At 65.8% G+C, this 25,627-nt stretch carries 26 protein-coding genes and 1 tRNA gene; 13 read left to right on the top strand and 14 right to left on the bottom strand.

From position 1 onward, the window contains the following. The first annotated feature begins 1 nt into the window (after window position 1). Window positions 2–841, top strand: a complete 840-nt coding sequence (locus AC1DGP_RS11480) for an aminoglycoside phosphotransferase family protein (protein ID WP_476832165.1) — start codon at window positions 2–4, stop codon at window positions 839–841. 106 nt (window positions 842–947) lie between these two features. Here AC1DGP_RS11480 and AC1DGP_RS11475 read toward each other — a convergent pair whose 3' ends face one another. From AC1DGP_RS11475 to AC1DGP_RS11455, 5 genes are all read right to left on the bottom strand, one after another. After that, the gene (locus tag AC1DGP_RS11475) at window positions 948–2,930 is read right to left on the bottom strand and encodes an acetyl/propionyl/methylcrotonyl-CoA carboxylase subunit alpha (RefSeq protein ID WP_476832164.1); all 1,983 of its coding nucleotides are present in this window, start codon (window positions 2,928–2,930) and stop codon (window positions 948–950) included. Window positions 2,931–3,129: 199 nt separating this feature from the next. After that, window positions 3,130–4,380 (bottom strand): YeeE/YedE family protein, encoded by a 1,251-nt coding sequence (locus AC1DGP_RS11470; protein ID WP_476832163.1) that lies wholly within the window; start codon window positions 4,378–4,380, stop codon window positions 3,130–3,132. Window positions 4,381–4,420: 40 nt separating this feature from the next. Further along, complete coding sequence (locus tag AC1DGP_RS11465; RefSeq protein WP_476832162.1) at window positions 4,421–5,356, bottom strand: sulfurtransferase; 936 nt, start codon at window positions 5,354–5,356, stop codon at window positions 4,421–4,423. Between the two features lie 161 nt (window positions 5,357–5,517). Beyond that, window positions 5,518–6,192, bottom strand: coding sequence for a cation efflux transmembrane domain-containing protein (locus AC1DGP_RS11460; protein WP_476832161.1), 675 nt, complete (start codon window positions 6,190–6,192; stop codon window positions 5,518–5,520). A gap of 97 nt (window positions 6,193–6,289) precedes the next feature. Beyond that, window positions 6,290–7,051: an SDR family oxidoreductase gene (locus tag AC1DGP_RS11455; RefSeq protein ID WP_476832160.1), complete on the bottom strand. Its 762-nt coding sequence runs from the start codon at window positions 7,049–7,051 to the stop codon at window positions 6,290–6,292. 155 nt (window positions 7,052–7,206) lie between these two features. Between AC1DGP_RS11455 and AC1DGP_RS11450 the strand changes: the two genes are divergently transcribed. After that, entirely contained in the window at window positions 7,207–8,298 is a 1,092-nt protein-coding gene (locus AC1DGP_RS11450; RefSeq protein WP_476832159.1) for a Kelch repeat-containing protein, read from the top strand. A gap of 25 nt (window positions 8,299–8,323) precedes the next feature. Here AC1DGP_RS11450 and AC1DGP_RS11445 read toward each other — a convergent pair whose 3' ends face one another. From AC1DGP_RS11445 to lipB, 3 genes are all read right to left on the bottom strand, one after another. Beyond that, the gene (locus tag AC1DGP_RS11445; protein ID WP_441508471.1) at window positions 8,324–9,931 is read right to left on the bottom strand and encodes a carboxyl transferase domain-containing protein; all 1,608 of its coding nucleotides are present in this window, start codon (window positions 9,929–9,931) and stop codon (window positions 8,324–8,326) included. A 106-nt stretch (window positions 9,932–10,037) separates the two neighbouring features. Then, entirely contained in the window at window positions 10,038–10,220 is a 183-nt protein-coding gene (locus AC1DGP_RS11440; RefSeq protein WP_476832158.1) for a hypothetical protein, read from the bottom strand. A 93-nt stretch (window positions 10,221–10,313) separates the two neighbouring features. Continuing rightward, entirely contained in the window at window positions 10,314–11,015 is a 702-nt protein-coding gene (gene lipB / locus AC1DGP_RS11435) for a lipoyl(octanoyl) transferase LipB (protein WP_441493255.1), read from the bottom strand. 131 nt (window positions 11,016–11,146) lie between these two features. Here lipB and AC1DGP_RS11430 point away from each other — a divergent pair, with 131 nt between their 5' ends. The 6 genes from AC1DGP_RS11430 (at window position 11,147) to AC1DGP_RS11405 (ending at window position 16,398) form a co-directional block, all read left to right on the top strand. Continuing rightward, a complete protein-coding gene (locus AC1DGP_RS11430; protein ID WP_074471588.1) occupies window positions 11,147–11,416 on the top strand; it encodes a FliM/FliN family flagellar motor switch protein in 270 nt (89 codons plus the stop codon). 109 nt (window positions 11,417–11,525) lie between these two features. After that, a tRNA-Leu gene (locus AC1DGP_RS11425) sits at window positions 11,526–11,610 on the top strand. Between the two features lie 193 nt (window positions 11,611–11,803). Then, the gene (gene mgtE, locus AC1DGP_RS11420) at window positions 11,804–13,210 is read left to right on the top strand and encodes a magnesium transporter (protein WP_476832157.1); all 1,407 of its coding nucleotides are present in this window, start codon (window positions 11,804–11,806) and stop codon (window positions 13,208–13,210) included. 77 nt (window positions 13,211–13,287) lie between these two features. Next, entirely contained in the window at window positions 13,288–14,220 is a 933-nt protein-coding gene (locus AC1DGP_RS11415) for a glycoside hydrolase family 25 protein (protein WP_441493257.1), read from the top strand. Between the two features lie 108 nt (window positions 14,221–14,328). After that, complete coding sequence (locus tag AC1DGP_RS11410) at window positions 14,329–15,297, top strand: glycoside hydrolase family 25 protein (protein WP_476832156.1); 969 nt, start codon at window positions 14,329–14,331, stop codon at window positions 15,295–15,297. A gap of 105 nt (window positions 15,298–15,402) precedes the next feature. Then, complete coding sequence (locus AC1DGP_RS11405; protein WP_476832155.1) at window positions 15,403–16,398, top strand: CorA family divalent cation transporter; 996 nt, start codon at window positions 15,403–15,405, stop codon at window positions 16,396–16,398. A gap of 22 nt (window positions 16,399–16,420) precedes the next feature. On the opposite strand, the gene dmeF is transcribed toward AC1DGP_RS11405, so the two are convergent. Further along, window positions 16,421–17,407, bottom strand: a complete 987-nt coding sequence (gene dmeF / locus AC1DGP_RS11400; protein WP_476832154.1) for a CDF family Co(II)/Ni(II) efflux transporter DmeF — start codon at window positions 17,405–17,407, stop codon at window positions 16,421–16,423. 19 nt (window positions 17,408–17,426) lie between these two features. After that, complete coding sequence (locus AC1DGP_RS11395) at window positions 17,427–17,693, bottom strand: metal-sensing transcriptional repressor (protein ID WP_476832153.1); 267 nt, start codon at window positions 17,691–17,693, stop codon at window positions 17,427–17,429. Between the two features lie 213 nt (window positions 17,694–17,906). Here AC1DGP_RS11395 and AC1DGP_RS11390 point away from each other — a divergent pair, with 213 nt between their 5' ends. Together AC1DGP_RS11390 and AC1DGP_RS11385 are read left to right on the top strand one after the other, a co-directional pair. Next, the gene (locus tag AC1DGP_RS11390) at window positions 17,907–19,079 is read left to right on the top strand and encodes an isovaleryl-CoA dehydrogenase (protein WP_476832152.1); all 1,173 of its coding nucleotides are present in this window, start codon (window positions 17,907–17,909) and stop codon (window positions 19,077–19,079) included. 4 nt (window positions 19,080–19,083) lie between these two features. Continuing rightward, window positions 19,084–19,602 carry a gamma-glutamylcyclotransferase family protein gene (locus tag AC1DGP_RS11385; protein WP_476832151.1) on the top strand — a complete coding sequence of 173 codons (519 nt, stop codon included), beginning with the start codon at window positions 19,084–19,086 and terminating at the stop codon, window positions 19,600–19,602. 203 nt (window positions 19,603–19,805) lie between these two features. Here the strand turns inward: AC1DGP_RS11385 and AC1DGP_RS11380 are convergent, their stop codons facing one another. The 3 genes from AC1DGP_RS11380 to AC1DGP_RS11370 all read right to left on the bottom strand — a co-directional run bounded on the left by AC1DGP_RS11380 (window position 19,806) and on the right by AC1DGP_RS11370 (window position 22,592). Next, window positions 19,806–21,602, bottom strand: a complete 1,797-nt coding sequence (locus AC1DGP_RS11380) for an ABC transporter ATP-binding protein (protein WP_441493264.1) — start codon at window positions 21,600–21,602, stop codon at window positions 19,806–19,808. Between the two features lie 384 nt (window positions 21,603–21,986). Then, a complete protein-coding gene (locus AC1DGP_RS11375) occupies window positions 21,987–22,160 on the bottom strand; it encodes a hypothetical protein (RefSeq protein ID WP_476832150.1) in 174 nt (57 codons plus the stop codon). 9 nt (window positions 22,161–22,169) lie between these two features. Further along, a complete protein-coding gene (locus AC1DGP_RS11370; protein WP_476832149.1) occupies window positions 22,170–22,592 on the bottom strand; it encodes a rhodanese-like domain-containing protein in 423 nt (140 codons plus the stop codon). Window positions 22,593–22,702: 110 nt separating this feature from the next. On the opposite strand from AC1DGP_RS11370, the gene AC1DGP_RS11365 reads away from it, so the two are divergent. From AC1DGP_RS11365 to AC1DGP_RS11355, 3 genes are all read left to right on the top strand, one after another. Then, on the top strand, window positions 22,703–23,392 hold the full coding sequence (locus tag AC1DGP_RS11365; RefSeq protein WP_476832148.1) for a DUF599 domain-containing protein: 690 nt from the start codon (window positions 22,703–22,705) through the stop codon (window positions 23,390–23,392). A gap of 100 nt (window positions 23,393–23,492) precedes the next feature. Then, window positions 23,493–24,191, top strand: a complete 699-nt coding sequence (locus AC1DGP_RS11360; protein WP_441493268.1) for an alpha/beta hydrolase — start codon at window positions 23,493–23,495, stop codon at window positions 24,189–24,191. 129 nt (window positions 24,192–24,320) lie between these two features. Then, on the top strand, window positions 24,321–24,587 hold the full coding sequence (locus AC1DGP_RS11355) for a DUF3253 domain-containing protein (RefSeq protein ID WP_441508480.1): 267 nt from the start codon (window positions 24,321–24,323) through the stop codon (window positions 24,585–24,587). A gap of 18 nt (window positions 24,588–24,605) precedes the next feature. On the opposite strand, the gene AC1DGP_RS11350 is transcribed toward AC1DGP_RS11355, so the two are convergent. Then, window positions 24,606–25,394: a YdcF family protein gene (locus tag AC1DGP_RS11350; RefSeq protein ID WP_441508481.1), complete on the bottom strand. Its 789-nt coding sequence runs from the start codon at window positions 25,392–25,394 to the stop codon at window positions 24,606–24,608. Window positions 25,395–25,627 lie beyond the last annotated feature (233 nt).

Here is a 25,627-nt window from a genome sequence, read left to right as displayed (position 1 = left end):
CATGCCGGACTATGACTTCGCGCCCCATCTCGCACGCTGGGGCCTGGTGCCCGACGGCGTGCCGATCGTCACCCATAGCAGCCACCTTCTCCCTGTCAGGCATCGCGGCGCACCCGCCATGCTGAAGCTGCCGGAGGCGCCCGACGAGCGCCTCGGTTATTTGCCGCTGGAATACTGGGCTGGCGAGGGGGCGGCACGGCTGCTCGCCCGCAGCCCGACCGGCGACGCCATGCTGCTCGAACGCGCGACCGGCCAACGTTCGCTTTCGGCCATGGCTCGCAACAGCGCCGCTGCCGACGACGAGGCGACGGCGATCCTGTGCGAAGCGATCGCGGGATTGCACAAACCGCGCGGCCCGGCACCGGCCGGCCTCATTCCGCTCGAAACCTGGTTTGCCGACCTGTTTCCGATGGCCTCGCAGCGGGGCGGCATCCTGGCGCGCTCTGCTGCGGCGGCGACCGAATTGCTCCCGGCGCAGCGCGAGATCGTGCCGCTGCATGCCGATCTCCACCACGACAACGTGCTCGATTTCGAGTCGCGCGGCTGGCTCGCCATCGACCCGAAATGTGTGCTCGGCGACCGCGCCTTCGAGTACACGATCCTGTTCTGCGATCCCGATCTCTCGGACCCCGATCCGCCTGTCGCCATCGTCCCGGGGCGTTTCGAGCGTCGGCTGGAGATCGTTCTGGAGAAATCGGGGCTGGAACGCCGCCGCCTGCTGAGCTGGCTCCTGGCCTGGTGCGGATTGTMGGCCGCCTGGTTCCTCGGCGACGACGACCCGCTTGCAGAGATCAATCTTGCCGTCGCGGAAAAGGCTGCGGCGCTCCTCGATGAAACCTAGAGCCGGCCCAATTCTCGGCTGGCACAAGGCTATCCCGCTGAAGCGCGGCGGTGGCATCAACGATGGCGGGCCAGCAACGCTGGGATAACCGAAATCAGTTGGAGCCCTACTCTCCCAGCACCACGACCTTGGCGCCCTCGGCCACCTGTGCCCCCGGCTGACCGGCAACTTCAGTCACGGTGCCGTCGMGCGGAGCCGTCAGCACATGCTCCATCTTCATCGCCTCGACGATCGCGAGCCGCTGGCCCTTGGTGACCAGCTCGCCGGGCTGGACGAAGAGCGCGATCAGCTTGCCATGCATCGGCGCCTTGATGACGCCCCCAGACCCCGCGGCGGCGTCGAGATCGACCGCAAACGGATCGTAGAGCGAAACCGTCGTCTGCCGCCCGCGGTGCAGCGCGAACCAGACGCCCCGCTCGGCCTGCGCCAGCGTGATCTCGTGCTCGCCCTCATCGATCTCATGGCCAGGCAGGCTGACGCGCGCACCGTCTTCATGCCACTCGATCCGGGCATCGATCCGTTCGCCGTCGACTGAGAGCGGCAGGCCAAGCGGCTGGCGCGGCATCAGCGAGAAGGCATCGGGAACGACCCAGGGCGAAAGCGCCCCGCCCTCATGCGCCGCCGCTGCAACGAGGCCGGCCTCCTGGCGCTGCTCCTCGAGCTGCAGCGCGGCAGCAGCTACCGCAGCGGCATCAAGCGGCTGCGGCACGGCACCCAGCGCATCGAGATTACGATCGATGAAACCGGTATCGAATGGCCCCTGCCGGAAGCCCTCGGCCTCCGCGAGATGCTTGAGGAAGGCAAGGTTGGTGCGCGGCCCGGCGACGATCGTTTCGCCCAGCGCCTGCGCCAGTCGGTCGAGCGCCTCATTGCGATCGGCGCCATGGGCGATGACCTTGGCAATCATCGGATCGTAGAACGGCGTCACCGTGTCGCCGGCCTCGACGCCCGTATCGATGCGGATGCCTTCCCCCTCGGTGAACTGCAGCGCCCAGAGCTTGCCGGTCGACGGCAGGAACCCCTTTTCGGGATCCTCGGCATAGAGCCGCGCTTCGACGGCATGCCCATTCGCCTGCACATCGGACTGGGTGAAGCCGAGCGGCTCGCCAGCCGCCACCTTGAGCTGGAGCTCGACCAGATCGAGCCCCGTGATCGCCTCCGTGACCGGGTGCTCGACCTGCAGGCGCGTATTCATTTCCATGAAATAGAAGCGGTCGGCCCTCAGGCCTTCCCGCCCATCCGCAATGAACTCGACCGTGCCGGCGCCGACATAACCGACAGCGCGCGCCGCCTCGGTGGCTGCCTTGCCCATCGCCGCCCGGACCTCGGCGCTCATGCCCGGAGCCGGGGCCTCCTCGATCACCTTCTGGTGCCGGCGCTGCAGTGAGCAATCGCGTTCGTAGAGGTGGACGACATTGCCATGACTGTCGCCAAAGACCTGAATTTCGACATGGCGCGGCGAGAGCACGTATTTCTCCACCAGCACGCGGGCATCGCCGAAGGCGCTCTTGCCTTCACGCTGGGCGCTGGAGAGCGCGTCGGCGAAATCCTCTGGCCGATCGACCTTTTTCATGCCTTTGCCGCCGCCACCCGCGACCGCCTTGATCAGCACGGGATAGCCGATCACTTCGGCTTGCCCCGCGAGGAAGCCGACATCCTGTTCGGCGCCGTGATAGCCCGGGACCACCGGCACCTTCGCCTTCTCGACCAGCGCCTTGGCTGCATCCTTCAAGCCCATGGCGCGAATGGCCGAGGCCGGCGGACCGACGAAGACGATGCCGGCAGCGGTGCAGGCATCGGCGAAATCGGCATTCTCGGAGAGGAAGCCGTAGCCCGGATGGATGCAGGCAGCATTCGCCTGCCTGGCAACGGCCAGGATCTTCTCGGCGTCGAGATAGCTTTCACGGGCCGGCGCAGGACCGATCCGATAGGCCTCGTCCGCCATCTCTACGAAGAGTGCATCCTCATCGGCGTCGGAATGGACCGCGATGGTGCGCAGGCCCAGGCGCCTGGCTGTCCGGATGACGCGGCAAGCGATCTCGCCGCGATTGGCGATCAGGATGGAAGGCAGTTTCTCAGCGATCGTCATGGGCGGCGTCCTCTGAACGTCTGCCCCGTTATAGCAATCCGCACGGCGATGTCTGCGCGCCATTGCGCATCTGCGGATGCGCGGCTCCTCGCGCTTACACCTCCTCCCCGCTTTGGGAGGAGGCGCAGCCGACTGACCGATCGCGAGGCAACAGAGCAGCCCTTTCGATGGCTTCGTTGCGCTCCAAGGGAAGACCCGCCTAACTCAGCACTCCGAGTCGGCGGCCGAGTTTCAGTGTGACCGTAGCTCCGACCAGCAGCGCCACACCAAAGATCCAGCCGGAGACTGCGCCTGCCGATACGCCCGAGAGCAGCGTGCCGACCGTGCAGCCAAGCCCGACCAGTGTTCCCCAGCCGAGGAGCACGCCACCCAGAATCCCACGCAGGATCTGTGGCGGACGCGGCAGGCTCGGCCTGAACTCGCCCGAAGCGAGCGCAGCGCAGAAGGACGCCAGCACAAGGCCGATGACGAACAGACCGTTCGGCGTCAGCAAGGCGTCACGGATCACCGTGGCGCAGCCGCGAAAGCTGTCGAGGCCTTCCAGCCGCTCCGGCAGCAGGTCGAAAGCGTTCGCCACCTGCCGTGAGCGCGAGCCGAGTTCGGCCGTGACGCCGAGCGGGCTCAGCCGCAGATAGGCTGCTATGCCGACGAGGCCGACGAAGAGACCGCCGAGCCAGGACGGCCAGCGCGCGACGAAGACCTGATGCAAAGGGGCTTGTGACTCCGCTTCGGTCCCGCCGATCGGCTGCCCTGCCCGCAACAGCACGAGCGCCAGTGCGGCCAGCGCGCCAAGGCCACCGAGCAGCGCGCCGGCATAGCCGAGATGGCGCGGCAGCCAGAGCACCGCGGATTCCGAGATGCTGAGCAGGTAGAGTTCGTTCCAGCTCAGGAAACCGAGCCCGAAGCCAAGCCCGGCCCCGATCAGCGCGAAGGGCGCGGTCGGCGAGCCTTCGCCCAGTCTGTACCAATGGGCACTGATGCAGGAGCCGGAGATCGCCATGCCGGCGCCGAAAGCCAGGCCCGCCAGAACCAGCACAGGACCGACCGGACCGATATGGGCCGTCGGCGGCAGCCGTGCCCCCGACGGGTCGGGCAGCCAGGCTCCGAAGATCAGGGTATAGCCGACGATGCCGACCGCAAGCGCAGTCAGGATACCGAGCAGACCGCGGGGGTCGCGCCGGTCGAGCCAGTCCTGCCAGATGCAGAGGAAGCAGAAGCGGGAGCGCTGCAGCACGAAACCGAAGACCGCGCCGAGGATCAGCGAGAGCTGCAGTCGCGGTGCCGGGTCGCCATGGGTTCCGACGAGCTGGATCGCCCCGGCGAGCACCAGGACGACGGCCGTCGCGGCCACGAAGCGCGCAGGCGGGAACTGCAGCTCATCGGCAGCAATTCCGCCCGAGGCGGCTTCGCGCGCCCGCTGATAATCGAGCGCGCCAGTGTCGTCGGACATGCTCATGGATGCTGCCCGGGCAGACTCGCCAGCCTGGCGCTCACTTGCCGCTCCAGACCGTGCCCGCCGGGTTATTGATCGGCAGGCCGACGACATTGCCGTACTCAGTCCAAGAACCGTCATAATTGGCGACCTGGTAGCCAAGCAGGCGCGACAGGATGAACCAGCTATGGCTCGATCGCTCGCCGATCCGGCAGGTCGTGATGATCGGCTTCGAGCCGTCGATGCCGATCTCGGCATAGAGCTTCCTCAGCTCCTCGACCGGCTTGATCGTGCCATCAGCCTGGTTTACTGCGCGTGCCCAGGGCAGGTTGACGGAGCCTGGGATATGGCCGGCGCGGAGCGCCAGTTCCTGGAACCCAGCCGGTGCGATGATCTTGCCCGAGAACTCGTCGGGCGAGCGGATGTCGAGGATGCGGGCATCCGACTTCCTTTCGACGACATTCACGACATCCGTCAGCCGCGCGCGCAGCGTGCGGTTGGGTTGGGAGACGGTGAAGCCCGACGCCTTGACCGGTGCCGGACTGGTCGCGACCGGGCGCTTCTCCAGCTCCCATTTCTTGCGGCCACCATCGAGCAGCTTCACGTTGTCGCGCAGGCCGTAGATGTCGAACACCCAGGCGCCCCAGGCGGCGAACCAGTTGTTGCTGTCGCCGTAGAGAACGACCGTCGTATCCTTGTCGAGGCCGAGCTTGCGGGCCAGCGCCTGGAATTTCTCAGGCGTCGCGATATCCCGCGACACGGTCTCGACCAGATCGGTGTGCCAGACGACGTTCTGCGCCCCCGGGATATGGCCGCGTTCATAGAGCCCAGGCTCGACGCTGACCTCGACGATGCGAAGCGTCGGATTCGCGAGGTTCTGCTCGAGCCATTCGGTCGTCACCAGCGGACCGCCATTCGCCCAGGCAGCCCCGATCGATGCGAGCCCCCCCAGCACCGAACCGAGCACCCATCCCAGTCGCCTCTTCCCAGCCATATCGCCTCAACTCCGTCCATTTGATCGAGAAATCGGGAGGGAGATCGTCGCCGCCAGGGCCGCGCAGGAACAGCCGAACAGGATTTTTTTGTTTGCCGGGTGCGGACAAGAACCGTCCCCCGGCGCCTGCCGTAGGGGAAGATCCTTCCGAAAGGCCCTTGTCAGGCTTCCGCTGGGAGGGTTTTGTCCTGCGGCGCCCGGGCAGCTTTCCAGATCGCCCAGGTCGCCTGGAAGCAGATGCCGGCCACGATGAGGTCGAACAGATATTCCGGCCAGCGCACCGGGGCGACGCGGGCGACGAGACCAAGCAGCGCAAAGCCGGTGGTCGAGATCACGTCGTTGCGGCTGGAGAGCCAGGTCGCCTTGATCACCGGATTGGTCTCGCGGCGGAAGCGCCAGAGCAGGCCGACGATCAGGATGGCGATGACGATCGCGCTCGCCGCGGAGAAGCCGAGCGTCCAGATCTCGATCGGCCTTGGGCTGACGATCTTGTCCCAGAGGTCGTAGAGCGTGTGGATACCGGCGACCGCCATGACCGCCCCGATACCGAGCGCGGCCCAGCGCTCGGCCCGCTCGTCACGGCCGAAGACCAGCGCGGCGATGCCGTAGAGCAGGACGTCGTAGACCCAGTCGACGCCGTCCTTGAGCAGCTGGGCGTTGCCGATGCCGTGCGCCCAGACCACGACATGGGCGGCGAACAGGAAAATGCCGAGCGCGATGCCCCAGATGGTCAGGCGATAGGCGCGGGCCATGCGTGCCTGCGCCTTGCCGTCATGGCCGGGCCCGCCCCGACCTTCCATGTCTTCAAACGGCGTGTTCGTCTCGAACGCGGACATGCAAGGCGCTCCTCAAGGCCGGCATCCCACTGTCCTGCAACGAGCTGGCGACGCAAGGCGTCATGACCGGGACAGGCCCAGCCGTGACGCCGAGAGATCAGCCGCGCCCGACCAGCGGCGCCTTGGTCGCCATCACGGTGACGAACAGCACATTGGCCTCGATCGGCAGGCTCGCCATGTGCAGAACCGTGGAGGCGACATGCGCCACGTCCATCACCGCCTCAACCTTGATCGAGCCGTCGGCCTGCGGCACGCCGGTCGTCATCTTCTGCGCCATCTCCGTCAGTGCATTGCCGATATCGACCTGGCCGACCGCGATGTCGTATTTGCGGCCGTCGAGCGATGCGGTCTTGGTCAGGCCGCTGATCGCGTGCTTGGTCGCGGTATAGGCGGCCGAGTTCGGGCGCGGCACCTGCGCCGAGATCGAGCCGTTGTTGATGATGCGACCGCCGCGCGGGCTCTGGTCCTTCATCAGCTTGAAGGCCTCCTGCGTGCAGAGGAACGGCCCGGTCAGGTTGGTGTCGACCACCGCCTGCCACTGCTCCAGCGAGAGATCCTCGAGCAGGATTCCGCCCGGTGCATTGACGCCGGCATTGTTGAACAGCACGTCGAGGCGGCCAAAAGTCTCCTTCGTCCTGGCAAAGAGGTTCTTCACGGAAGCCTGGTCGGTCACATCGGTCGAGACGGCGAGCGCCTGCGCGGCCGGGGCGCCCGAGAGCTTGATCGTCTCCTCCAGCGCGTCCACCCGACGCCCGGCGAGGACCGTGCGATACCCGTCCTTGAGGAAGGCGATCGCGACGGCGCGGCCGACGCCCGAACCCGCACCGGTGATGATGGCGACCTTGTTGTGCCCAGACATGCGTATCCTCGCGTTTCCCGTGATTTCAACCGTTTCAGGCGGCCGGACCATAACAGCGTATGCAGTATGCGGAACAGGGTTTGGCGCAAGCCCGTCCCCGCCCTTTCGCTTGCCAAGGCCCGCGGCTGACATAGTCTTGTAGCGAGGGAGGATGCATGATGACCAGCCTGAGCCGCCGCCGTTTCATCGCCACCGGAGCGGCAACGCTTGCAACTGCCCCCGCACTGGCCCAGCAGCCGGGCCACGAGCACCATGGCGGCGCCTATGAGCGGCTGAACCAGCCCGGCCGCATCGACCGGCCGGAACTTGCAAAGACGCAGAACGTCTTCGATTCTCCTGCCCCGAAGGCCGCCAACCCTGGCCGCTGGCAGGCGAAGGCGCCGCTGCCGATGCCGCGCTCGGAAATGGCCTGGGCGACGGCGCATGAGGGCAAGATGCACATCGTCGGGGGGTATGCCGAGCAGCGCGTCGACCGCCCCTATCACCATGTCTACGAGGCAGCCTCCGACCGCTGGAGCGATGCCGCTCCGTTGCCGCTAGGCGCCAACCATGTCGGCGTCGCCTTCCTGGACGGAAAGCTCTACGCGATCGGCGGCTTCCTGGAGCAGAATCGCAAGCCGCATCCGCGCTGCTTCGTCTATGATCCGGCGAGCGACAGATGGGCCGAGATCAGGTCCCTGCCGCGCCCCGTCGGCTCGGCGGCGATTGTTGGCCTGGGCGGTCGGTTGCATGTCATTGGCGGCGCCATCGGCGAGACGACCGACACCAAGAAGTCGATCGACTGGCACCTGACCTACGATCCCAAGGCCGACAACTGGGAGAACCGCGCGCCGTTGCCGACCGCCCGCGACCACACCGGCACGCTCGCCATCGCCCCCCTGATCCATGTCATCGGCGGCCGCGTCGACTCCTTCCACACCAATTCGAACCTGCACCACGCCTATGACCCGGCGACCGACAAATGGACGCCGCGCAATCCGCTGCCAACAGCCCGCTCCGGCCACGGCGCGGTGCTCTACCTCGGAAAGGTCTTCGTCATGGGCGGCGAAGGCACCAACCGCGTCTTCGGCCAGATGGAGGCCTATGACCCCGTTGGCGATGCCTGGGAGCAATACGCTCCGATGCCGACGCCCCGCCATGGGCTCGGCGCTGCACTGGTCGGAGACGCCATCCATGTCGCCGGCGGCGGCCCGGTAATGGGCGGCGGCGTCCAGAGCGCCGTGCACGAGGCATTTGTGCTGGGCTGAGCCCCTGGCGGCCAGCGCTCCCGCCTCACATCCGGAAGACGCCGAAGCGGGTCTCCGGCACTTCGGCATTGAGACAGGCGGAGAAGGCCAGCGCCAGCACGCGGCGCGTCTCGGAGGGAAGGATGATGCCATCGTCCCAGAGCCGCGCGGTGGCGTGATAGGGCGAGCCCTCATCCTCGTATTTCGCGCGGATCGGGGCCTTGAAGGCCTCTTCCTCCTCGGCCGACCAGGACTTGCCCTCGGCCTCGATATTGTCGCGTCGAACGGTCGCGAGCACGCTTGCCGCCTGCTCGCCGCCCATCACCGAGATCCGGGAGTTGGGCCAGGTGAACAGGAAACGCGGCGAATAGGCGCGCCCGCACATGCCGTAATTGCCGGCCCCAAAGGAGCCGCCAACCAGCACGGTGATCTTCGGCACGCGGGCCGAGGCAACTGCCGTGACCAGCTTGGCGCCGTCCTTGGCGATGCCGCGCGTCTCGACATCGCGGCCGACCATGAATCCGGTGATGTTCTGCAGGAAGAGCAGCGGAATGCGACGCTGGCAGCAGAGCTCGATGAAATGCGCGCCCTTCAGCGCGCTCTCCGAGAACAGGATGCCATTATTGGCGATGATGCCGACCGGCATGCCGTGGATGCGGGCAAAACCGGTGACCAGCGTCGTGCCGTAGAGTCGCTTGAATTCGTCAAATTCGGAGCCGTCGACGAGCCGGGCGATGACCTCGCGGATGTCGTATTGCTTCTTCAGGTCGGTCGGCACCACGGCCTCGAGCTCGGCGGGGTCGTAGAGTGGCTCCCTCGGCTCGGCAATGTCGATATCGGGACGCTTGACGCTGTTCAGGTTGGCAGCGATGCGGCGCGCAATCGCGAGCGCATGGGTGTCGTCGCCGGCATAATGGTCGGCGACGCCGGACAGCCTCGCATGGACATCGGCGCCGCCCAGGTCCTCGGCCGAGACGACCTCGCCGGTCGCCGCCTTCACCAGCGGCGGACCGCCCAGGAAGATCGTGCCCTGCCGGCGCACGATCACCGTCTCGTCCGACATCGCCGGCACATAGGCGCCGCCGGCCGTGCAGGAGCCCATGACGACGGCGATCTGCGGAATCCCCTCCGCCGAGAGCGTCGCCTGATTGTAGAAGATCCGGCCGAAATGCTCGCGATCGGGGAAGACATCGGTCTGGTGCGGCAGGTTGGCACCGCCGGAATCGACGAGGTAGACGCAGGGCAGCCGGTTCTCGCGTGCGATCTCCTGCGCGCGCAGATGCTTCTTCACCGTCATCGGGTAATAGGTGCCACCCTTGATGGTGGCGTCGTTGCAGACGACCATCACCTCGCGGCCGGCAACGCGACCGATCCCGGCGATCATGCCTGCGCCGTGGATCTCCTTGTCATACATCTCGAAGGCGGCCAGCGCCCCGATTTCGAGGAAGGGCGAGCCCGGATCGAGCAGGCGCAGCACCCGCTCCCGCGGCAGCAGTTTTCCACGAGCGGTATGGCGCTCCCGCGACTTGGCATTGCCACCGAGCGCAGCGGCCGCGCGGTGCCGGGCCAGCTCGGCACGCAGGCCGTCCCAGGCCTCGGCGTTGGCGCGCGTCTCGGCCGAGTTGAGATCGACCTTGCTCTCGATGACCGCCACGGCACGCTCCCTTAAGCGAAGAAGTCCTCGCCGGGTTATGGCGCGCCACGCGAAAAACGCCAACCGGCGCGGATGCGCAGGGGCGCGAGCGCAAATCCGCCCGCTCTCAGCGCGCCACCGCAGGGGCAGCCACGGCGCCGACCGCGCCCCCCGCAACCGCTCCGATCGGCCCGCCGATAAGGGCCCCCGTGCCGGCGCCCGCAGCCGCGCCGGCGATGATCTTGTCGTTGGTGGTGCAGGCACCCAGCACGACCGCGCAGGCGGCCGCGAACATCACTGTCCGGATCATCTTCGTCCCCGTTTCCGATTCATCCCACCGCGGGAGGTTGGCCGGCTTTGGTCAACGGATGGTGAACGAAGGATGAAGAGCCTTAGTCGAGGCTCAGGCGAGAACGGTTGCCCCGAAGATCCTCTCGAACTCGGCGCGCAGCATCGAATCGACCTCCGGAAGCGTCACCGGCAACCCGAGATCGACCAGCGAGGTCACGCCCTGGTCACTGACGCCGCAGGGCACGATTCCCCCGAAATGCGACAGCTCCGGCTCGACATTCAGCGAGATGCCGTGGAACGAAACCCAGCGCCGGACGCGGATGCCGATGGCGGCGATCTTGTCCTCGCTATCCGCTCCTTTCTCGGGCCGGCGCACCCAGACGCCGACACGGTCCTCGCGCCGCTCGCCGCGGACATTGAAGCGCTCAAGCGTGCCGATCAGCCAGGCTTCGAGGGCGGCGACGAATCGCCGGAGGTCGGGATCGCGACGCTTCAGGTCGAGCATGACATAGGCCACCCGCTGGCCGGGACCGTGATAAGTGAACTGCCCGCCCCTGCCGCTCTGATGCACCGGAAAGCGTTCGGGCTCGATCAGATCGGCCTCGCGGGCCGAGGTGCCGGCGGTATAGAGCGGCGGATGCTCGATCAGCCAGACGCGCTCGCGGGCCTTGCCGTCCGCGATCAGCGCCGCGCGCGCGTCCATCTCGGCGACAGCTTCGTCATAGCCGACAAGCCCCCCGGCATGGACCCATTCGACGGGCTCGGAGCCCGGCTGCGGCAGGAATGAAACCGCAAGCGTCTCACGTGTCTTCACGGTGCATTAACTCTGTTTGTTCAACGATCGCTAACCGGCTACCGCCTGTCGCCGGCAGGCTCATGCGCCGAAGCCGGCCGGCAGGCAAGTTTCGTTGGTTGAATTCGCAAGTAGGGTTTCGGAGGCAGGACTTGAAGGCCGATCTCGATCTCGTTTCGGTGGAGCTCACCGTGGTTCTGGGCTCGACTCAGATGCCGATCTACAAATTGCTGCGCATGGGCCGCGGTGCGATCATCGAGCTCAACGCCACCGAGAACGACGAAGTCCAGATTCTCGCCAACAATCACCCGTTCGCCCGCGGCAACGTCGTGGTCAGCGGTTCGCGCATCTCTGTCGAGATCACCGAGCTCCTGAAGCGCCCCACGGTCTTCAGCGCGCAGACCATTGCCGAGGCCGCCTGAAAAGGATTTCAAAGTTTTCCACACAACGAGCTTGTCGCGGCGGATTCGATTTGTTAGACCCGCGCCGCTCCGGAGTTCACCGCCTCACCGCGGTTTTCTCTTAGCCGCTGCGGTCATGGCGGAATTGGTAGACGCACTACCTTGAGGTGGTAGCGGGGAGACCCGTGGAGGTTCGAGTCCTCTTGACCGCACCAAATTCAGGCTGATGCCTTGAAACGGCGACCCTCGCGGGTCGCCGTTTTGGTTTTCGGCCCTGCCGGCCATGAAACGTGAGGTCGCCGCGGCGCGTTGCCAGCACAGTCCACGACTGACACAAGGGGCCCCTTCCTCGAATCTATGCCTTTTCCTCGAATCCATGCCTCTTCCTTGAATTGTGGAGTCGGACCGATGGTCGAAGCCGAAAACGCTCCCGACGAATCCGCCGCCCGCAGGATTCGTGACGAGGATGGCGCGATCGATCCCGCGCTGGTCGAACAGGTCTCGCAGGCCGTCCTGCTCTCGGACATCACGACGTTGCGCGGCATCGTTGCCGACATGCACGAGGCCGATCTCGGCGCCTTGCTGGAAGCGCTCGACGCCGACGAACGCCCGCGCCTCATCTCGCTGCTCGGCTCCTATTTCGACTTCACGGCGCTGACCGAAGTCGACGACACCGTTCGCGAGGAGATTCTCGAAGAGCTCTCGGCCGAGACCGTCGCGGAAGGCGTACGCGAACTCGACACTGACGACGCGGTCTACATTCTCGAGGACCTCAACGAGGCGGACAAGCAGGAGGTCCTCGACAAGCTCACGCCCTCCGAGCGCATCGCCCTGCAGCAGGGCCTGGATTATCCCGAGGACACGGCCGGCCGGCGCATGCAGAGCGAGGTCATCGCCGTGCCGCCCTTCTGGACCGTCGGCCAGACCATCGACTTCCTGCGCGACACCGCAGACCTGCCCGACCGATTCTTCGAAATATTCGTGGCCGACCCGGCCCATCATTTCGTCGGCACGGTGCGGCTGGACCGACTGCTGCGCAACCGGCGCCCCGTGGTGATTTCGCAGCTGCTGGAAGAGGACCGGCGGGTCGTCGAGGCGACCGACGAACTCGAGGACGTGGCGCGGCTGTTCCAGCGCTATAATCTGGTTGCCGCACCGGTGATCGATGCGACCGGTCGTCTCGTCGGCGTGCTGACCATCGACGATATCGTCGACGTCATCGAGGAAGCCGCGGACGAGGATGTGAAACAGCTCGGCGGCGTCAATCCCGACGAAGAGCTCTCGGACCCGGTCCGGAAGATCATCTGGAGCCGCTTCAGCTGGCTCTTCGTCAACCTGATGACCTCGTTTCTCGCCGCCGCGGTGATGAGCCTGTTTGAGAATCAGCTCGCAAAAGTCGTGGCGCTGGCGATCCTGGCGCCGATCGTAGCGAGCCAGGGCGGTAACGCCGCCACTCAAACCATGACGGTCGCCGTCCGCGCCCTGGCCACGCAGGAGCTTGGCGCCTGGAACCTGCGGCGCTTCTTCACCCGCGAACTCGTCGTCGGCCTCGTGAATGGCTTCGGCTTTGCCGTGATCACCGGCGCCATCGCCGCCGCCTGGTTCGGGAGCGCGGGCCTCGGCGCCGTCATCGCGATCGCGATGGTCGTCACCCTGATCTCGGCCGCCATTGCCGGCGTCCTCATTCCACTGGCACTCGACAAACTCGACATCGATCCGGCGATTGCGTCCGGAACCTTCGTCACGACGGTCACCGACGTGGTCGGCTTCTTCGCCTTTCTGGGGATCGCCACACTTCTGCTCGGCCTGGGGTGACGAAAGCAAAAACTTCGGTAACGTAAACCGGGCGTCAAGTTTTCTCCGCAATTCTCTGCGAGATGATCGCCCGTCGCATGTCCCGCCTCCGTTCAGCCCCATTTCTCGCCGTCGCCGTCGCCGCGCTCGCGGTCCTTGGCGGCTGCGTGGCGTTCGAGGGCCGATATCCGCAGAAGGGCGATGCCCGGCCGCATCCCGGCGTCGCGAGCGCCCTGAACTATGCCGTCCAGGGCATCGATATCTCGCGCTGGCAAGGCGAGATCGACTGGGCCGCGGTCAAGGGCGCCGGCACCCGCTTCGTCTACATGAAGGCGACGGAGGGCGGCGACCACATCGACCCCTCCTTTCTGCGCAACTGGGAAGGCGCGCGCCGGGCCGGCGTGCCGCGCGGAGCCTACCACTTCGTCTTCTGGTGCCGCCCCGCCCATGAGCAGGCAGTCTGGTTCAAGCAGCATATCCCGAACGACCCCGGCGCCTTGCCGCCGGTGCTCGATGTCGAGTGGAACGGCCATTCCAAGACCTGCCCGCAGAAGATCGACCGCTCGCTGGCACTGGAGAAGATCCAGCTGATGCTGACCGAGCTCGAGCAGCTCACCGGCAAGAAGCCGATCATCTATACCGACATCACCTTCCATAAGGACGTGCTGGAAGGGCAGTTCAACGAATATCCCTACTGGATCCGCTCGACGGCAGCGAAGCCCGAGACACGCTACGAGAACCGCCCCTGGGCCTTCTGGCAATTCACCACGACCGGCCGCGTGCCGGGCATAAGGGGCGATGTCGACCGCAACGCGTTCTTCGGCGACGAAGAGCAGTTCATCGGCTGGATCAACGGCGAGTTCGACATCGGCCGGAGGCAGTGGACCAAGCGGCGCGCCTCTCCGGCGCAACCCAGCCCCAGCATCGTCAATGATCCGGAATTCGAGCCTCCGGTCAGCCAGGCTCCGCCCGCCCCGGTCATACCCGGCGCGCTGCAGCCCGTGCCGTCCTCGCTGCAGATCGGCGGATAGCGGGCGCGCCGGTTAACCAACCCTGAAATCATCCGCTCGCATCCGAGCGAACGCTTACCGCGCCTTAACCACGACTGCCGCACCACTGTTTGCATGCAGGAGGGGCGGATGCCGGCGCGTATGAAGACCGATTACAAGGGACTGCGGTGCTTTCTTGCAGTTCTCGGCCTCACACTCGGCTGCTCCGGCCCTGCCCTCGCGCTCTATCCCAAGAAGGGCGACGCCTCGCCCCATCACGGCGTCCGAGATGCACGCCGCCAGGCTATCCAGGGCATCGACATCTCGCGCTGGCAGGGCGAGATCGACTGGGCCAAGGTCAAGGATGCCGGCACCCGCTTTGCCTTCATCAAGGCGACCGAGGGCGGCGACCACCTCGACCCCAATTTCCGCAAGAACTGGGAGGGGGCGAAGAAGGCCGGCGTCGCGCGCGGCGCCTACCATTTCGTCTATTGGTGCCGCCCGGCCAAGGATCAGGTGCGCTGGTTCAAGCGGCATATCCCGAAGGACCCGGAGGCCCTGCCGCCTGTGCTCGATGTCGAATGGAACGGCGAGTCGGAGAGCTGCGGCAAGAAGATCCCGCGCGATAAGGCGCTGGCGAAGATCAGCGAGATGCTGAAGGGCCTGCAGGAACACACTGGCAAGAAGCCGATCATCTATACCGACATCACCTTCCACGAGGATGTGCTGGAAGGCGAGTTCAACGATCATCCCTACTGGCTGCGCTCAACCGCGGCCCCACTGCGCCACCGCTATGAGCGCAGCAAATGGGAATTCTGGCAGTTCACCACCACAGGACGCKTGCCCGGCATAACCGGTGACGTCGACCGCAACGCCTTCTTCGGCTCCGAGCGGGAATTCGCGGCCTGGCGCGAGGGCCGTTTCGACATTGGAGCCCGGAAGTGGCGAGGTGGCGAACCGAAGGTTGCCGGCAACCGCGCACCTGCGACATCGGCTGGCTCCAAGGCTCCGCAGGCTGCCGGAGGCGCGACGCTCAAGATGCTGCCTCCCGCGCGCGTTCCGGGCAAGGCGACCGCCAACCGTGATCCACAAGTGACCGGCTCTCTCGCCCGCGATTGACTTTGCGGCACCCGTTGCGCTGTCACGAAGCTGTCATGAGACGCGCGCCCTGATCCCGGGCAGCGCAACCTCTCATGAGAAATCGCCCGCCAGGGCGTGGCCGGAATGCTCCATGATCTGCAATCCCGGGCCGGGTTCGTCTGGGTCTACCATTTTGCTTCCGACGGCCGTGCGCATCTCCTTCCTCGCCGCGAGATGCCCGACCTTGCCCTCCCCGGGGCCGAGTTCATCTGGATTCATCTCGATCTCGTGCATGGCCGCGCCAAGCAATGGGTCGCCGATTGCACCGCTCTGCCCGCCGAGGCGCAGACCCTGTTCCTGACCCAGGACGATCACCAACGCCTCCATCACAATCGTGACTTCGCCTGGGGCATCACCTTCGACCAGATCCGCGAGGTCGACAGCCCCGCCGACGAGATGGGCATGCTGCACTGGATCATCGCCGACCGGTTTCTGCTGACAGGTCGGAGACAGGCCATGCAGGCAACGCGCCTGACGCGCGACGCCTTGGAGGCCGGCTACCGGGCGAGCTCGCCGGTGATGCTGTTCGAGCGCATCATCGAGTTCGTCATAGAGGATGTGGCCGAAGCGGTGATGCAGCTGACAGAGGACACCGACTCGATCGAGGACCATGTCATCGACGAGCGCGTCAGCGACGAGGCGCGCCGGTTAGGGTTGATCCGCCGGCGGACGGTGAGGCTGCACCGCCAGCTCAACGGGCTGCACCAGCTCTTCCGTCGCTTCTCCGAGAATGCCTCGACACGGGCTGCGCCGGAGACCGTGAAGAGCGCCGCCAGCCGCCTGCTGCAGCGCGTCGACACCATGCTGACCGACGTCCAGATCGTGCAGCAGCGCGCCCGCCTGCTGCAGGACGAGATTGCCTCGCGCCTGACCGCCCAGACCAACAGCCATCTCTATGTGCTCTCGATCCTGACCGCGACGCTGATGCCGGCGACGCTGATCACCGGCCTGTTCGGCGTCAACACCAAGGGCCTGCCCTTCCTCGAGAACGAATGGGGCTTTGTCTATGTCGTGATCCTGTGCGCCCTGGCAGCGCTCAGCGTGTATCTACTACTCAAGCGCCGCGACATGATCCACTGAGCCCGGGCGGGCCCCTGATGCATCACAGCGCGGCGATGCGCGGGTTCACCTCGACGGTGACATGGGACAGCATCGGCAACCCGGCGAGCAACGCCTTGTAGGCTGCGGGCGGCTTCGGATCAGTGGCCACGACCGAGACGATCGCCGAGCAATGCCCCGGCCCAACCTGCCAGAGATGCAGGTCTGCGACCTCTGCGCCCTCGGCGGTGAGTCGCGCCTCGATCCCGGCGGCGAGAGCCTTGTCGGGCACAGTGTCGAGCAGCACCGCTCCCGAGGCGCGCAGCAATCCGAACGACCAATGCGCGATCACCAGCGCGCCGACGATGCCCATCGCCGGGTCGAGCCAGACCCAGCCATAGAGGCTGCCGCCGAGCAGCGCGACGATGGCAAGCACGGAGGTGAAGGCATCCGCCAGCACATGCAGATAGGCCGCCTGCAGATTATGATCCCGCCCACTCCCGGGGTGGTGGTCATGATGGTGATTATGGTCCGCGCCACCATGCGCATGATGGTGATGGTCATGGTGATGCGCATGGCCATGGTCATGTCCGTGCTCGCCCTTCAGCAACCAGGCGCTGGCGAGATTGACCGCAAGGCCCAGAACCGCGACGGCAATCGCCTGCCCGAAGACGATCGGCACCGGCTGGACAAGCCGCATCACCGATTCCCAACCGATGAACAGAGCGACCAGCGCCAGGACGAGCGCGCTCGCGAAAGCCGCGAGGTCTCCGAGCTTGCCGGTGCCGAAGCTGAAGCGTGGGTCGCGGGCGTGACGCCGCGCGAAGCGATAGGCGAGAGCCGCGATCAGCAGCGCCGCCGCATGGGTCGACATGTGCCAGCCATCGGCGACGAGCGCCATCGAGCCGAACAGCGTACCTGCGACGATCTCGCCGACCATCATGATCGTGGTCAGCGCAATGACGATCCAGGTGCGCCGCTCGTTCTCCTGGTGATCGGAGCCGAGGAAGACATGGTCGTGACGCGGCGCCAGGCTGGCCAGTTCGGACATCGCTGGAACTCCGGTTGGTTCAAAGATACTTGGTCAGCGCCTTCAGGCTCTCGATCGAGCGCCGCGTCTCGGGTGTCTGCGTGCCTGTCGTCTCGAACAGGTGATGGTCGATATGGTCGAAGATCAGCAGCATCTTGACCTTCTCCAACGCCTTTTCGACCGCCTGGAGCTGCTGCACCACCTCCGGCACCTCGCGCCCTCCCCCGAGCATCTTCACGACGGTGTCGAGATGCCCCTGCGCCCGGCGCAGCCGTTTGACGATATCGGGATCATGTGCGTGGCTCATGCTCATATCCTATCCAGGGGGATAGGATATGTAAACCGAGCGTCGGCGCTCCCACCCCCTCTCGGTCGCCGGCTGCAAGTGGCATGGCAGATCACCCACCGGTGTGGCCACGCCCATCCGGGAGATCGCGCCGGAACAGCCTGACAGGGCCACAAAGCGCGCTATAACGCTGCAAAGCCGTGCCCGATGCGCGGCGTCTTCCGGGAGGCCACCATGCTCGCCAACGCCCCGCGCCCGTTCAATTTCGATCTCGGCGAGACCGCCGACGCGATCCGCGACACGGTCCACGCCTTCGCGCAGGAGAAGATCGCGCCGCGCGCCGAGGAGATCGACCGCTCGAACCAGTTTCCGCGTGACCTCTGGCCCCAGATGGGCGCGCTCGGCCTGCATGGCATCACAGTGAAGGAAGAGGATGGCGGCGCAGGCCTCGGCTATCTCGAGCATGTCGTGGCGATCGAGGAGGTCAGTCGGGCCTCCGCCTCGGTCGGCCTGAGCTACGGGGCCCACTCGAATCTGTGCGTCAACCAGATCGCCCGCAACGGAAATGCCGCGCAGAAGGCGAAGTACCTGCCAAAGCTGATCTCGGGCGAGCATGTCGGATCGCTCGCCATGTCCGAGCCCGGCGCCGGCTCGGACGTGGTCTCGATGAAGACACGGGCCGAGAAGAAGGGCGACCGCTACGTCATCACCGGCAACAAGATGTGGATCACCAACGGCCCGATCGCCGAGACGCTGGTGGTCTACGCCAAGACCGACCCCGCCGCCGGCGCGAAGGGCATCACCGCCTTCCTGATCGAGAAGGGCATGAAGGGCTTTTCGACCGCCCAGAAGCTCGACAAGCTCGGCATGCGCGGTTCGGACACCTGCGAGCTCGTCTTCGAGGAGTGCGAGGTCCCGGAGGAAAACGTGCTCGGCCAGGTCGGGCGCGGCGTCAACGTGCTGATGTCGGGGCTCGACTATGAGCGCGTCGTGCTCTCGGCCGGGCCCCTCGGCATCATGCAGGCGGCCATGGACGTGGTCATGCCCTATATCCACGAGCGCAAGCAGTTCGGCCAGTCGATCGGCGAATTCCAGCTCGTCCAGGGCAAGGTCGCCGACATGTATGTGATGATGAATGCCTGCAAGGCCTATGTGTATGCCGTCGCCAAGGCCTGCGACCGCGGCGAGACCACGCGAGAGGATGCCGCCGGCGCCATCCTGATCGCGGCCGAGAAGGCGACGCAGATCGCGCTCGACGCCATCCAGCTTCTGGGCGGCAACGGCTATATCAACGATTACCCGACCGGCCGCCTGCTGCGCGATGCAAAGCTCTACGAGATCGGGGCCGGCACCAGCGAGATCCGCCGTATGCTGATCGGCCGCGAGCTGTTCCAGAAGACGAAATAGGCCAGTGCCCCTCTATTTCGCCTATGGTCTGAATATGGACATCGCCGGGATGGCCAAGCGCTGTCCCGGTTCGAAGCCACTCGGACTCGCGCGCCTGCCGCGCCATCGCTTCATCGTGACGAGCGATGGCTATGCCTCGGCTGTTCGCGATCCGCGCGAAACCGTCCATGGCGTGCTCTGGGACTGCTCGCTCGGCGACATCCGCGCACTCGACAAGTTCGAGGACATCGCCAGCGGTCTCTATGTGAAGATCAGCCAGCCGGTCATCGTCGAGGGCGGCGCCAAGCGGGCCCTGGTCTATATCGGCGGCAGCGGCACGCTCGGAAAGCCGCGCCCCGGCTATATGGAAACCGTAATCGCGAGCGCCAAACACTGGGCGTTACCAGAGACTTACGTCACAGGCCTGAATCGGTTTCTGACCAAACCGAATCTCGAAATGAAGTCGTTGAATCCAGATGTGAGCGCGGAGCTTCCGCCCGGCCCTGTCGCGGGTGTCCGGCCGCGAGCCCCGGCTCCGAAATAGGTCGGCGGGAACCTCCGCGTCTTGCCCCCCGGAGGCGAACACGCGTATGGCCGGGACAAGCCCGACCATACGCAAAGGGCGCGCCGCCAGGCAGTCTGGCGGCTTATGCATCGGCCCGAAAAGTGGATTGCGGTTTTCGGGAAAGCCGATGCAATGACAGATGGTTAGATCATCGGACCGGATACGATGTCCGGTCCTATGATCTATGCCGCCAGACCCTTCGCCAGTTCGCTGACCTGCTTCTCGAACAGCGCGCGATAGGCGCCGTTCTCGCGGGTCAGCAGCGCCTCGTGACTGCCTTCTTCGACCACCCTGCCGCGATCGAAGACCAGGATGCGATCCATCGCCCGCACCGTCGAAAGCCGGTGCGCAATGACGATGGTGGTGCGACCCTGCATCAGGCGCTCCATCGCCTCCTGGATCAGCGCCTCCGATTCCGAATCGAGGCTCGAGGTCGCCTCGTCCAGGATCAGGATCGGCGCATCGGCCAGGAAGGCACGCGCGAGCGCAACACGCTGGCGCTCGCCACCCGAGAGCTTGACGCCACGCTCGCCGACCAGCGTCGCGTAGCCCTTGGGCAGGCGCATGATGAAGTCATGCGCGTTGGCGAGCTTCGCCGCCTGGACAATCCGGGCCATCGAGGCGCCCGGCTTGGCATAGGCGATGTTCTCCGCCAGCGAGCGGTGGAACAGCACCGGCTCCTGTTGCACGATGGCGATCTGCGCCCGCAGGGAGGTCTGCGTCACATCAGCGATGTCGCGCCCGTCGATGGCGATGCGCCCCCCGGAGACGTCGTAGAGACGCTGAACCAGCTTGACGAAGGTCGTCTTGCCGGAGCCGGAGCGCCCGACCAGACCGACCTTCTCGCCGGCCCGGATCGTCAGCGAGAAATCGCGATAGAGCGGCTCGACATGGCCTCCGTAATGGAAGGTCACCTGCTCGAAGGCGATCTCGCCCGCCGGCACCACCATGTCGGTCGCTCCCTTGCGATCGGGCACCCCATAGGGATGGGCATGCATGGCGACGAGTTCCTCCATGTCGTTCACCGAACGCTGGAGGTTGTGCACGTGCTGGCCGACATCGCGCAGATAGCCGTGAACGACCGCATAGGAGGTCAGCACGAAGGCGACGTCGCCCGGCGTGGCCTGGCCGTTGGCCCAGAGCCAGATGACGAGGCCGATGACCGCGGCGCGAAGCGCCAGCAGGACGATCTGCTGGGCCGTGCCCGAGGTCGTGCCGCGCACCCATGTCCGGCGGGTCCTGAGCGCCCATTTCGCCAGGACGCCGGCCAGGCGGCCGTCCTCGCGCAATTCGGCGCCATAGGCCTTGACCACCGGGTTGCAGGAGATCGCATCAGCCAATGCACCGCCGACACGCGTGTCCCAGCTATTGGCGAGCCGCGCAGCGGGCGCGACGTAGCTGAGCGACAGCGCGATCGTGACACCGACATAGATCACCGAGCCGAGGAAGACCACGAGGCCCATCGCCGGCCAATGCCATGCCAACAGTGCCGTCGTGCCCACCAGCACGACCAGCGACGGCAACAGCGCGATCAGGACCGTGTCGGTCAGCAGGTCGAGGGCCCACATCCCGCGGGTGATCTTGCGCACCGTCGAACCGGCAAAGTTGTTGGCGTGCCAATCGGTCGAGAAGCGTTGCAGGCGTGCGAACGCCTCCTGCGCCGTCTCGCTCATGGTGCGCAACGTCATGCCGGTGATGCCGATGAAACCGAGATGCCGGAACAGCACGCTGACCGCTCCGAGTGCGAGCATCGCGCCCAGCGCCCATAGCGCCGCATCGAGTGCGCTGGCGCCCTCGCCCGCCACCGCATCGACGAGGCGGCCGGCATAAAGTGGCATGAACAGGTCCGCGGCAGTCGCCGCCATCATGGCCCCGGCCACGCCGAGAACCGGCCCTGGTCGGCGCGCCCAGTGCCGGAATGTGAAGCCGAGAACGGCCCGAAACGGCTCCTGCCGCCCGGTTGAGGATTGAAGAGACATAGAAATCATTCGGCGCCGCGCGGGAGCCGACTCCAAATCAGGTGGAGCCGATGCGAATGCGATCGTCTCCGGATGAAACGTAGAGATGAAAAACCCTGGCTGGGGACCGCCTCAGGCGGGCCGCGGCAATGTCCGACCTAGTGGCGGGACATTCGTGGGGGAGTGGCGACGATGATCATGAATTGCATTCAGCCCTCCCCTTTCGCGTGTTGAAGCCAAGGCGGACAACATGCCGCATCGGCAGCGAACGCGCAAGCCGCTTCATTTGCAACCGAGGCATGTGTGACCTCGGGGGCACAGGCAATCTTCGGGCAACCCTGGAAAGCGGACCGCAGCGATGACGCCCTGCATGGGCAAGTCCCGTTATCGGACCTGCCGGATTTCCTACCAGAACATGGCAACCAGCCTGACGGCGATTACCAGCAGGAAGGCGACGATGATCGTGCCGAGCACCTGTTGTCGCTTGGCGCGATCGGGAAACTGGCGAGCCAGCAGGCGTCCGAGCGGTTTGCGGAAGATGAAGCCCGCGACGAGCAGAACGATCAGGATATGGGACAAGATGCAGACCTAGCCCTTGTCGCCGGCGTTCCTCGGCTCCGGCGCATCGAGGGGCGCACCAGCCTTCTTCCACGCGCCGAACCCGCCGGCGACATGCGCCACCGGCTTCAACCCCATCTCCTGCGCGGCCTGCGCAGCAAGCGCCGAACGCCAGCCGCCTGCGCAGAAGAAGACGAAGCGCTTGTCCTGCTGGAACACCGGCTTGGCATAGGGGCTTTCGGGATCGATCCAGAATTCGAGCATGCCGCGCGGGCAGTGGAAGGCACCAGGCATGCGCCCCTCCCGCTCCAGTTCACGCGGATCACGCAGATCGACGAAGACGACGTCGTCACGGCCGACCAGCGCGTTCGCCTGCTCGACGGAGAGCGTCTCGACCTTGGCCTCGGCTTCCGCCAGCAACGCCTTGTAGCCTTTGGTGATCACTTGCGGCATTGCCGGCCTCCATCTCGTCGGCGGCACCGTGGCCGCTCGTGCACATCGCGTCAATCGCGGGCTTGCAGCGCGGCCATGCCGACAGCACTCTGGCCCAAGGGAGGCGATTCATGGCCGGCTTCACGACGATCGATATGATCGCCTTCATCTTCTTCGTCGCCTCGTGGCTTGGCTATGGCCTGGCCGTGGAAAAGGGCCCACATGGGGAGCGAAGCCTCAACGCGCGGATGAATCTCCGTCGCGCGCGCTGGATCCAGGAATCGGTCCGGCGCGAAAACCGCATCATCGATACCCAGGTGATGAACGGACTGCAGAACGGCACCGCCTTCTTCGCCTCGACCTCGCTGATCGCGATCGGCGGCTCGCTCGCCCTGCTTCAGTCGACCGACCGCGTCGTCGCGATCTTCGCCGATCTGCCCTTCACCGCGCCGACCTCGCGCGCGGCCTGGGAGATCAAGGTGATCGGGCTTGCGGTGATCTTCGCCCATGCGTTCTTCAAGTTCGCCTGGAGCTACCGGCTCTTCAACTACTGCGCGATCCTTCTCGGCGCGATCCCGCCAAGGGAGCGGGTCGACGAGCAGGAGACGAAGGAGGCCGTCCGCGAGACCATCGCGATGAACATCGCCGCCGGGCGGCATTTCAACCGCGGCCAACGCGCCTTCTTCTTTGCACTCGCCTATCTCGGCTGGTTCATCGATCCTTGGCTGTTCCTCGCTGCAACGGCCGCAGTGCTGACAGTGATGTGGCGCCGGCAGTTCGCGTCGGAATCCGCACGAATCTTCACAGGCCCCGGTCACTGATTCGGGCTGTCCGTCCGCAATGATTGCTCTGGACACCGGCTGAACCTCCGTGAGACCGTCCGCCCCGGGGGGGAGCCGATCCGCGGATCAGGAGGCCAGCATGAGCAAGCAGCCAGCAATCGTCCTGGTGCATGGTTTCTGGGGCAATGCCTCACACTGGAACAGGGTGATCCTCGAACTCTCCCGGATGGGCTACACATCGCTCCACGCCGTCGAAATGCCGCTGACCTCGCTGGCCGATGACGCCGAGCGCACCCGCAAGATGGTGACGCAGCAGAAGGGCCCCGTGCTGCTGGTCGGGCACTCCTATGGCGGCGCAGTGATCACGGAAGCCGGAGATCTGCCCAATGTGGTGGGTCTCGTCTATATCGCGGCTTTTGCCCCAGATGCTGGCGAGAGCCCGGGCGGAATCACCCAGGAACACCCGCCAGAGGCGGCAGCAAACCTCTCTCCCGACAGCGACGGCTATCTCTGGGTCCTGCCCGACAAATTTCATGAGAGCTTCTGCCCCGACCTGACGCCCGAAGAGGGCTTCGTGATGGGTGTGACGCAGAAGGCCCCGCTTGCCAGCACCTTCGGCAACACCATCACCGCGCCGGCCTGGAAGAAGAAGCCATCCTGGTACCAGATCTCCGGTGAGGACCGGATGATCGCGCCCGCGAACCAGGAGCGCATGTCGGCCCGCCTCAACGCGCGAAAGGTCATCACGCTCGCTGCCAGCCACGCTTCGCTCGCCTCCAAGCCGGCCGAAGTCGCCGCTCTGATCGACGAAGCAGCCAAAGCGACCGCACCGGCTTGAGCCCTTCGTCTCCGCGCACTGCCGCGATGGCGACCGCAGTGCCTTTCACCTCACGCGGCAGGGCAAGCCGATCCCTCCGCCCTGGCCTCGCCGCTTGACGAATCCTGCAGCCCTGCCTCTCTGGGAGGCATGACCGATCACGTTGACGCCCTCGAAGCCGCCATACTCGACCTGCTCACGGAGGCAGGACTGGGTCGTACGATCAGCGCGATGGATGCCGCGCGCCGCGTCGGCGGCGACCATCCCGATGGCTGGGGGCCGCTGATGCAGCCGATCCGCCGCATCGCCGTGCGGATGATGAAGGAAGGTCGCCTCGTCATTACCCGAAAGGGCCGCCCGGTCGATCCGGACGATTTCCGCGGCGTCTACCGCCTGTCCTTGCCAAGCAGCGAATAGGCCCTGCTCCCCGCAACGTCAGGGAGCGGGGAACAGCGCATCCGTGTAGCCGGCGGCGTAATAGGCAACGAGACCAGCCCATTCCTTGAAGGCGAGCTCTGCGATGTCGAGGCCGCGCGACGCCTCGCGGTAGGGCCTGAAGAAATCGGCCGGCTCATTGCTCGAGAGATAGTCGACCGGGAATGCCTCGACCGCGAATCCGGCCTTTCGGAAGACGCCCATCGCGCGCGGCATGTGCCAGGCCGAGGTCAGGAGCAACCAGCGCTCGCCCGGCTTCGGCATCACGAGGTCGCGGGTAAAGATCGCGTTCTCGCGGGTATTGCGCGACTTGTCCTCAAGCACCACCCGCTCGGGCGGCAGGCCCAGCGCCTCGAACAGCAGCCTGGCGCCATCGGCCTCGGTCCTGACCACGGGCGAGAGCAGATTGGCGCCGCCGCCGGTGAAGGCGATTTTCGCCTGCGGATGCAGCCGGGCGAGCTCGACCGCCTTGGTCATGCGGGCACCGGCGTGGTTCAGCACGATGTCGCCGCGCGCGACGCCGATTGCACCGCCCAGCACGATGACGCCGGTAACCGGCCCCCTGGCGGCCTCCTGCTGCGGAAAGCGGTTTTCCAGCGGCCGCACGATGATCCGCGGCAGCGGGCTGAAGGACAGCACCAGGATGCCGAGCATGGCAAATCCGCCGAGCCAGCGCGCCGGGCGCGCGAAGCGGGTGAAGGCCAGCAGCGCCGCCAAGGCCGCCAGCAGGATCAGCAGATTCACCGGCGAGAACAGGAACCAGATGATCTTGGACAGGACGAAAAACATCGGCGGACTCCGGAACGCACCGGCTGTCTAAGCATCGGCCCGAAAACCGGATTGCGGTCTTCGGGACAGCCGATGCAAACACAGAAGGCTTCTGTAATGGGCCTTTGATCGTCAAGTCCCTCTGAACGATATCTCGTCGCCAGGATCATGCTTCTGTCCGTGGTCAGTACGAAGACCGCCACACCATGCCATCAGATCCAGAGCCGACAGGTCAATCTAGGGGTGCGTGATTT

This window comes from Allobosea sp. 05T433 (genome assembly GCF_056396065.1).
This window is presented reverse-complemented; position numbering and strand designations above follow the sequence as displayed.

Coding starts and splice junctions, on each gene's coding strand:
- AC1DGP_RS11365 (WP_476832148.1), top strand. CDS start 22,703: ATGGCCGGCTTCACGACGATCGATATGATCGCCTTCATCTTCTTCGTC.
- AC1DGP_RS11370 (WP_476832149.1), bottom strand. CDS start 22,592: ATGCCGCAAGTGATCACCAAAGGCTACAAGGCGTTGCTGGCGGAAGCC.
- AC1DGP_RS11455 (WP_476832160.1), bottom strand. CDS start 7,051: ATGTCTGGGCACAACAAGGTCGCCATCATCACCGGTGCGGGTTCGGGC.
- AC1DGP_RS11450 (WP_476832159.1), top strand. CDS start 7,207: ATGATGACCAGCCTGAGCCGCCGCCGTTTCATCGCCACCGGAGCGGCA.
- AC1DGP_RS11360 (WP_441493268.1), top strand. CDS start 23,493: ATGAGCAAGCAGCCAGCAATCGTCCTGGTGCATGGTTTCTGGGGCAAT.
- AC1DGP_RS11470 (WP_476832163.1), bottom strand. CDS start 4,380: ATGTCCGACGACACTGGCGCGCTCGATTATCAGCGGGCGCGCGAAGCC.
- AC1DGP_RS11460 (WP_476832161.1), bottom strand. CDS start 6,192: ATGTCCGCGTTCGAGACGAACACGCCGTTTGAAGACATGGAAGGTCGG.
- mgtE (WP_476832157.1), top strand. CDS start 11,804: ATGGTCGAAGCCGAAAACGCTCCCGACGAATCCGCCGCCCGCAGGATT.
- AC1DGP_RS11405 (WP_476832155.1), top strand. CDS start 15,403: ATGCTCCATGATCTGCAATCCCGGGCCGGGTTCGTCTGGGTCTACCAT.
- AC1DGP_RS11440 (WP_476832158.1), bottom strand. CDS start 10,220: ATGATCCGGACAGTGATGTTCGCGGCCGCCTGCGCGGTCGTGCTGGGT.
- AC1DGP_RS11415 (WP_441493257.1), top strand. CDS start 13,288: ATGTCCCGCCTCCGTTCAGCCCCATTTCTCGCCGTCGCCGTCGCCGCG.
- AC1DGP_RS11465 (WP_476832162.1), bottom strand. CDS start 5,356: ATGGCTGGGAAGAGGCGACTGGGATGGGTGCTCGGTTCGGTGCTGGGG.
- AC1DGP_RS11395 (WP_476832153.1), bottom strand. CDS start 17,693: ATGAGCCACGCACATGATCCCGATATCGTCAAACGGCTGCGCCGGGCG.
- AC1DGP_RS11390 (WP_476832152.1), top strand. CDS start 17,907: ATGCTCGCCAACGCCCCGCGCCCGTTCAATTTCGATCTCGGCGAGACC.
- AC1DGP_RS11380 (WP_441493264.1), bottom strand. CDS start 21,602: ATGTCTCTTCAATCCTCAACCGGGCGGCAGGAGCCGTTTCGGGCCGTT.
- dmeF (WP_476832154.1), bottom strand. CDS start 17,407: ATGTCCGAACTGGCCAGCCTGGCGCCGCGTCACGACCATGTCTTCCTC.
- AC1DGP_RS11355 (WP_441508480.1), top strand. CDS start 24,321: ATGACCGATCACGTTGACGCCCTCGAAGCCGCCATACTCGACCTGCTC.
- AC1DGP_RS11350 (WP_441508481.1), bottom strand. CDS start 25,394: ATGTTTTTCGTCCTGTCCAAGATCATCTGGTTCCTGTTCTCGCCGGTG.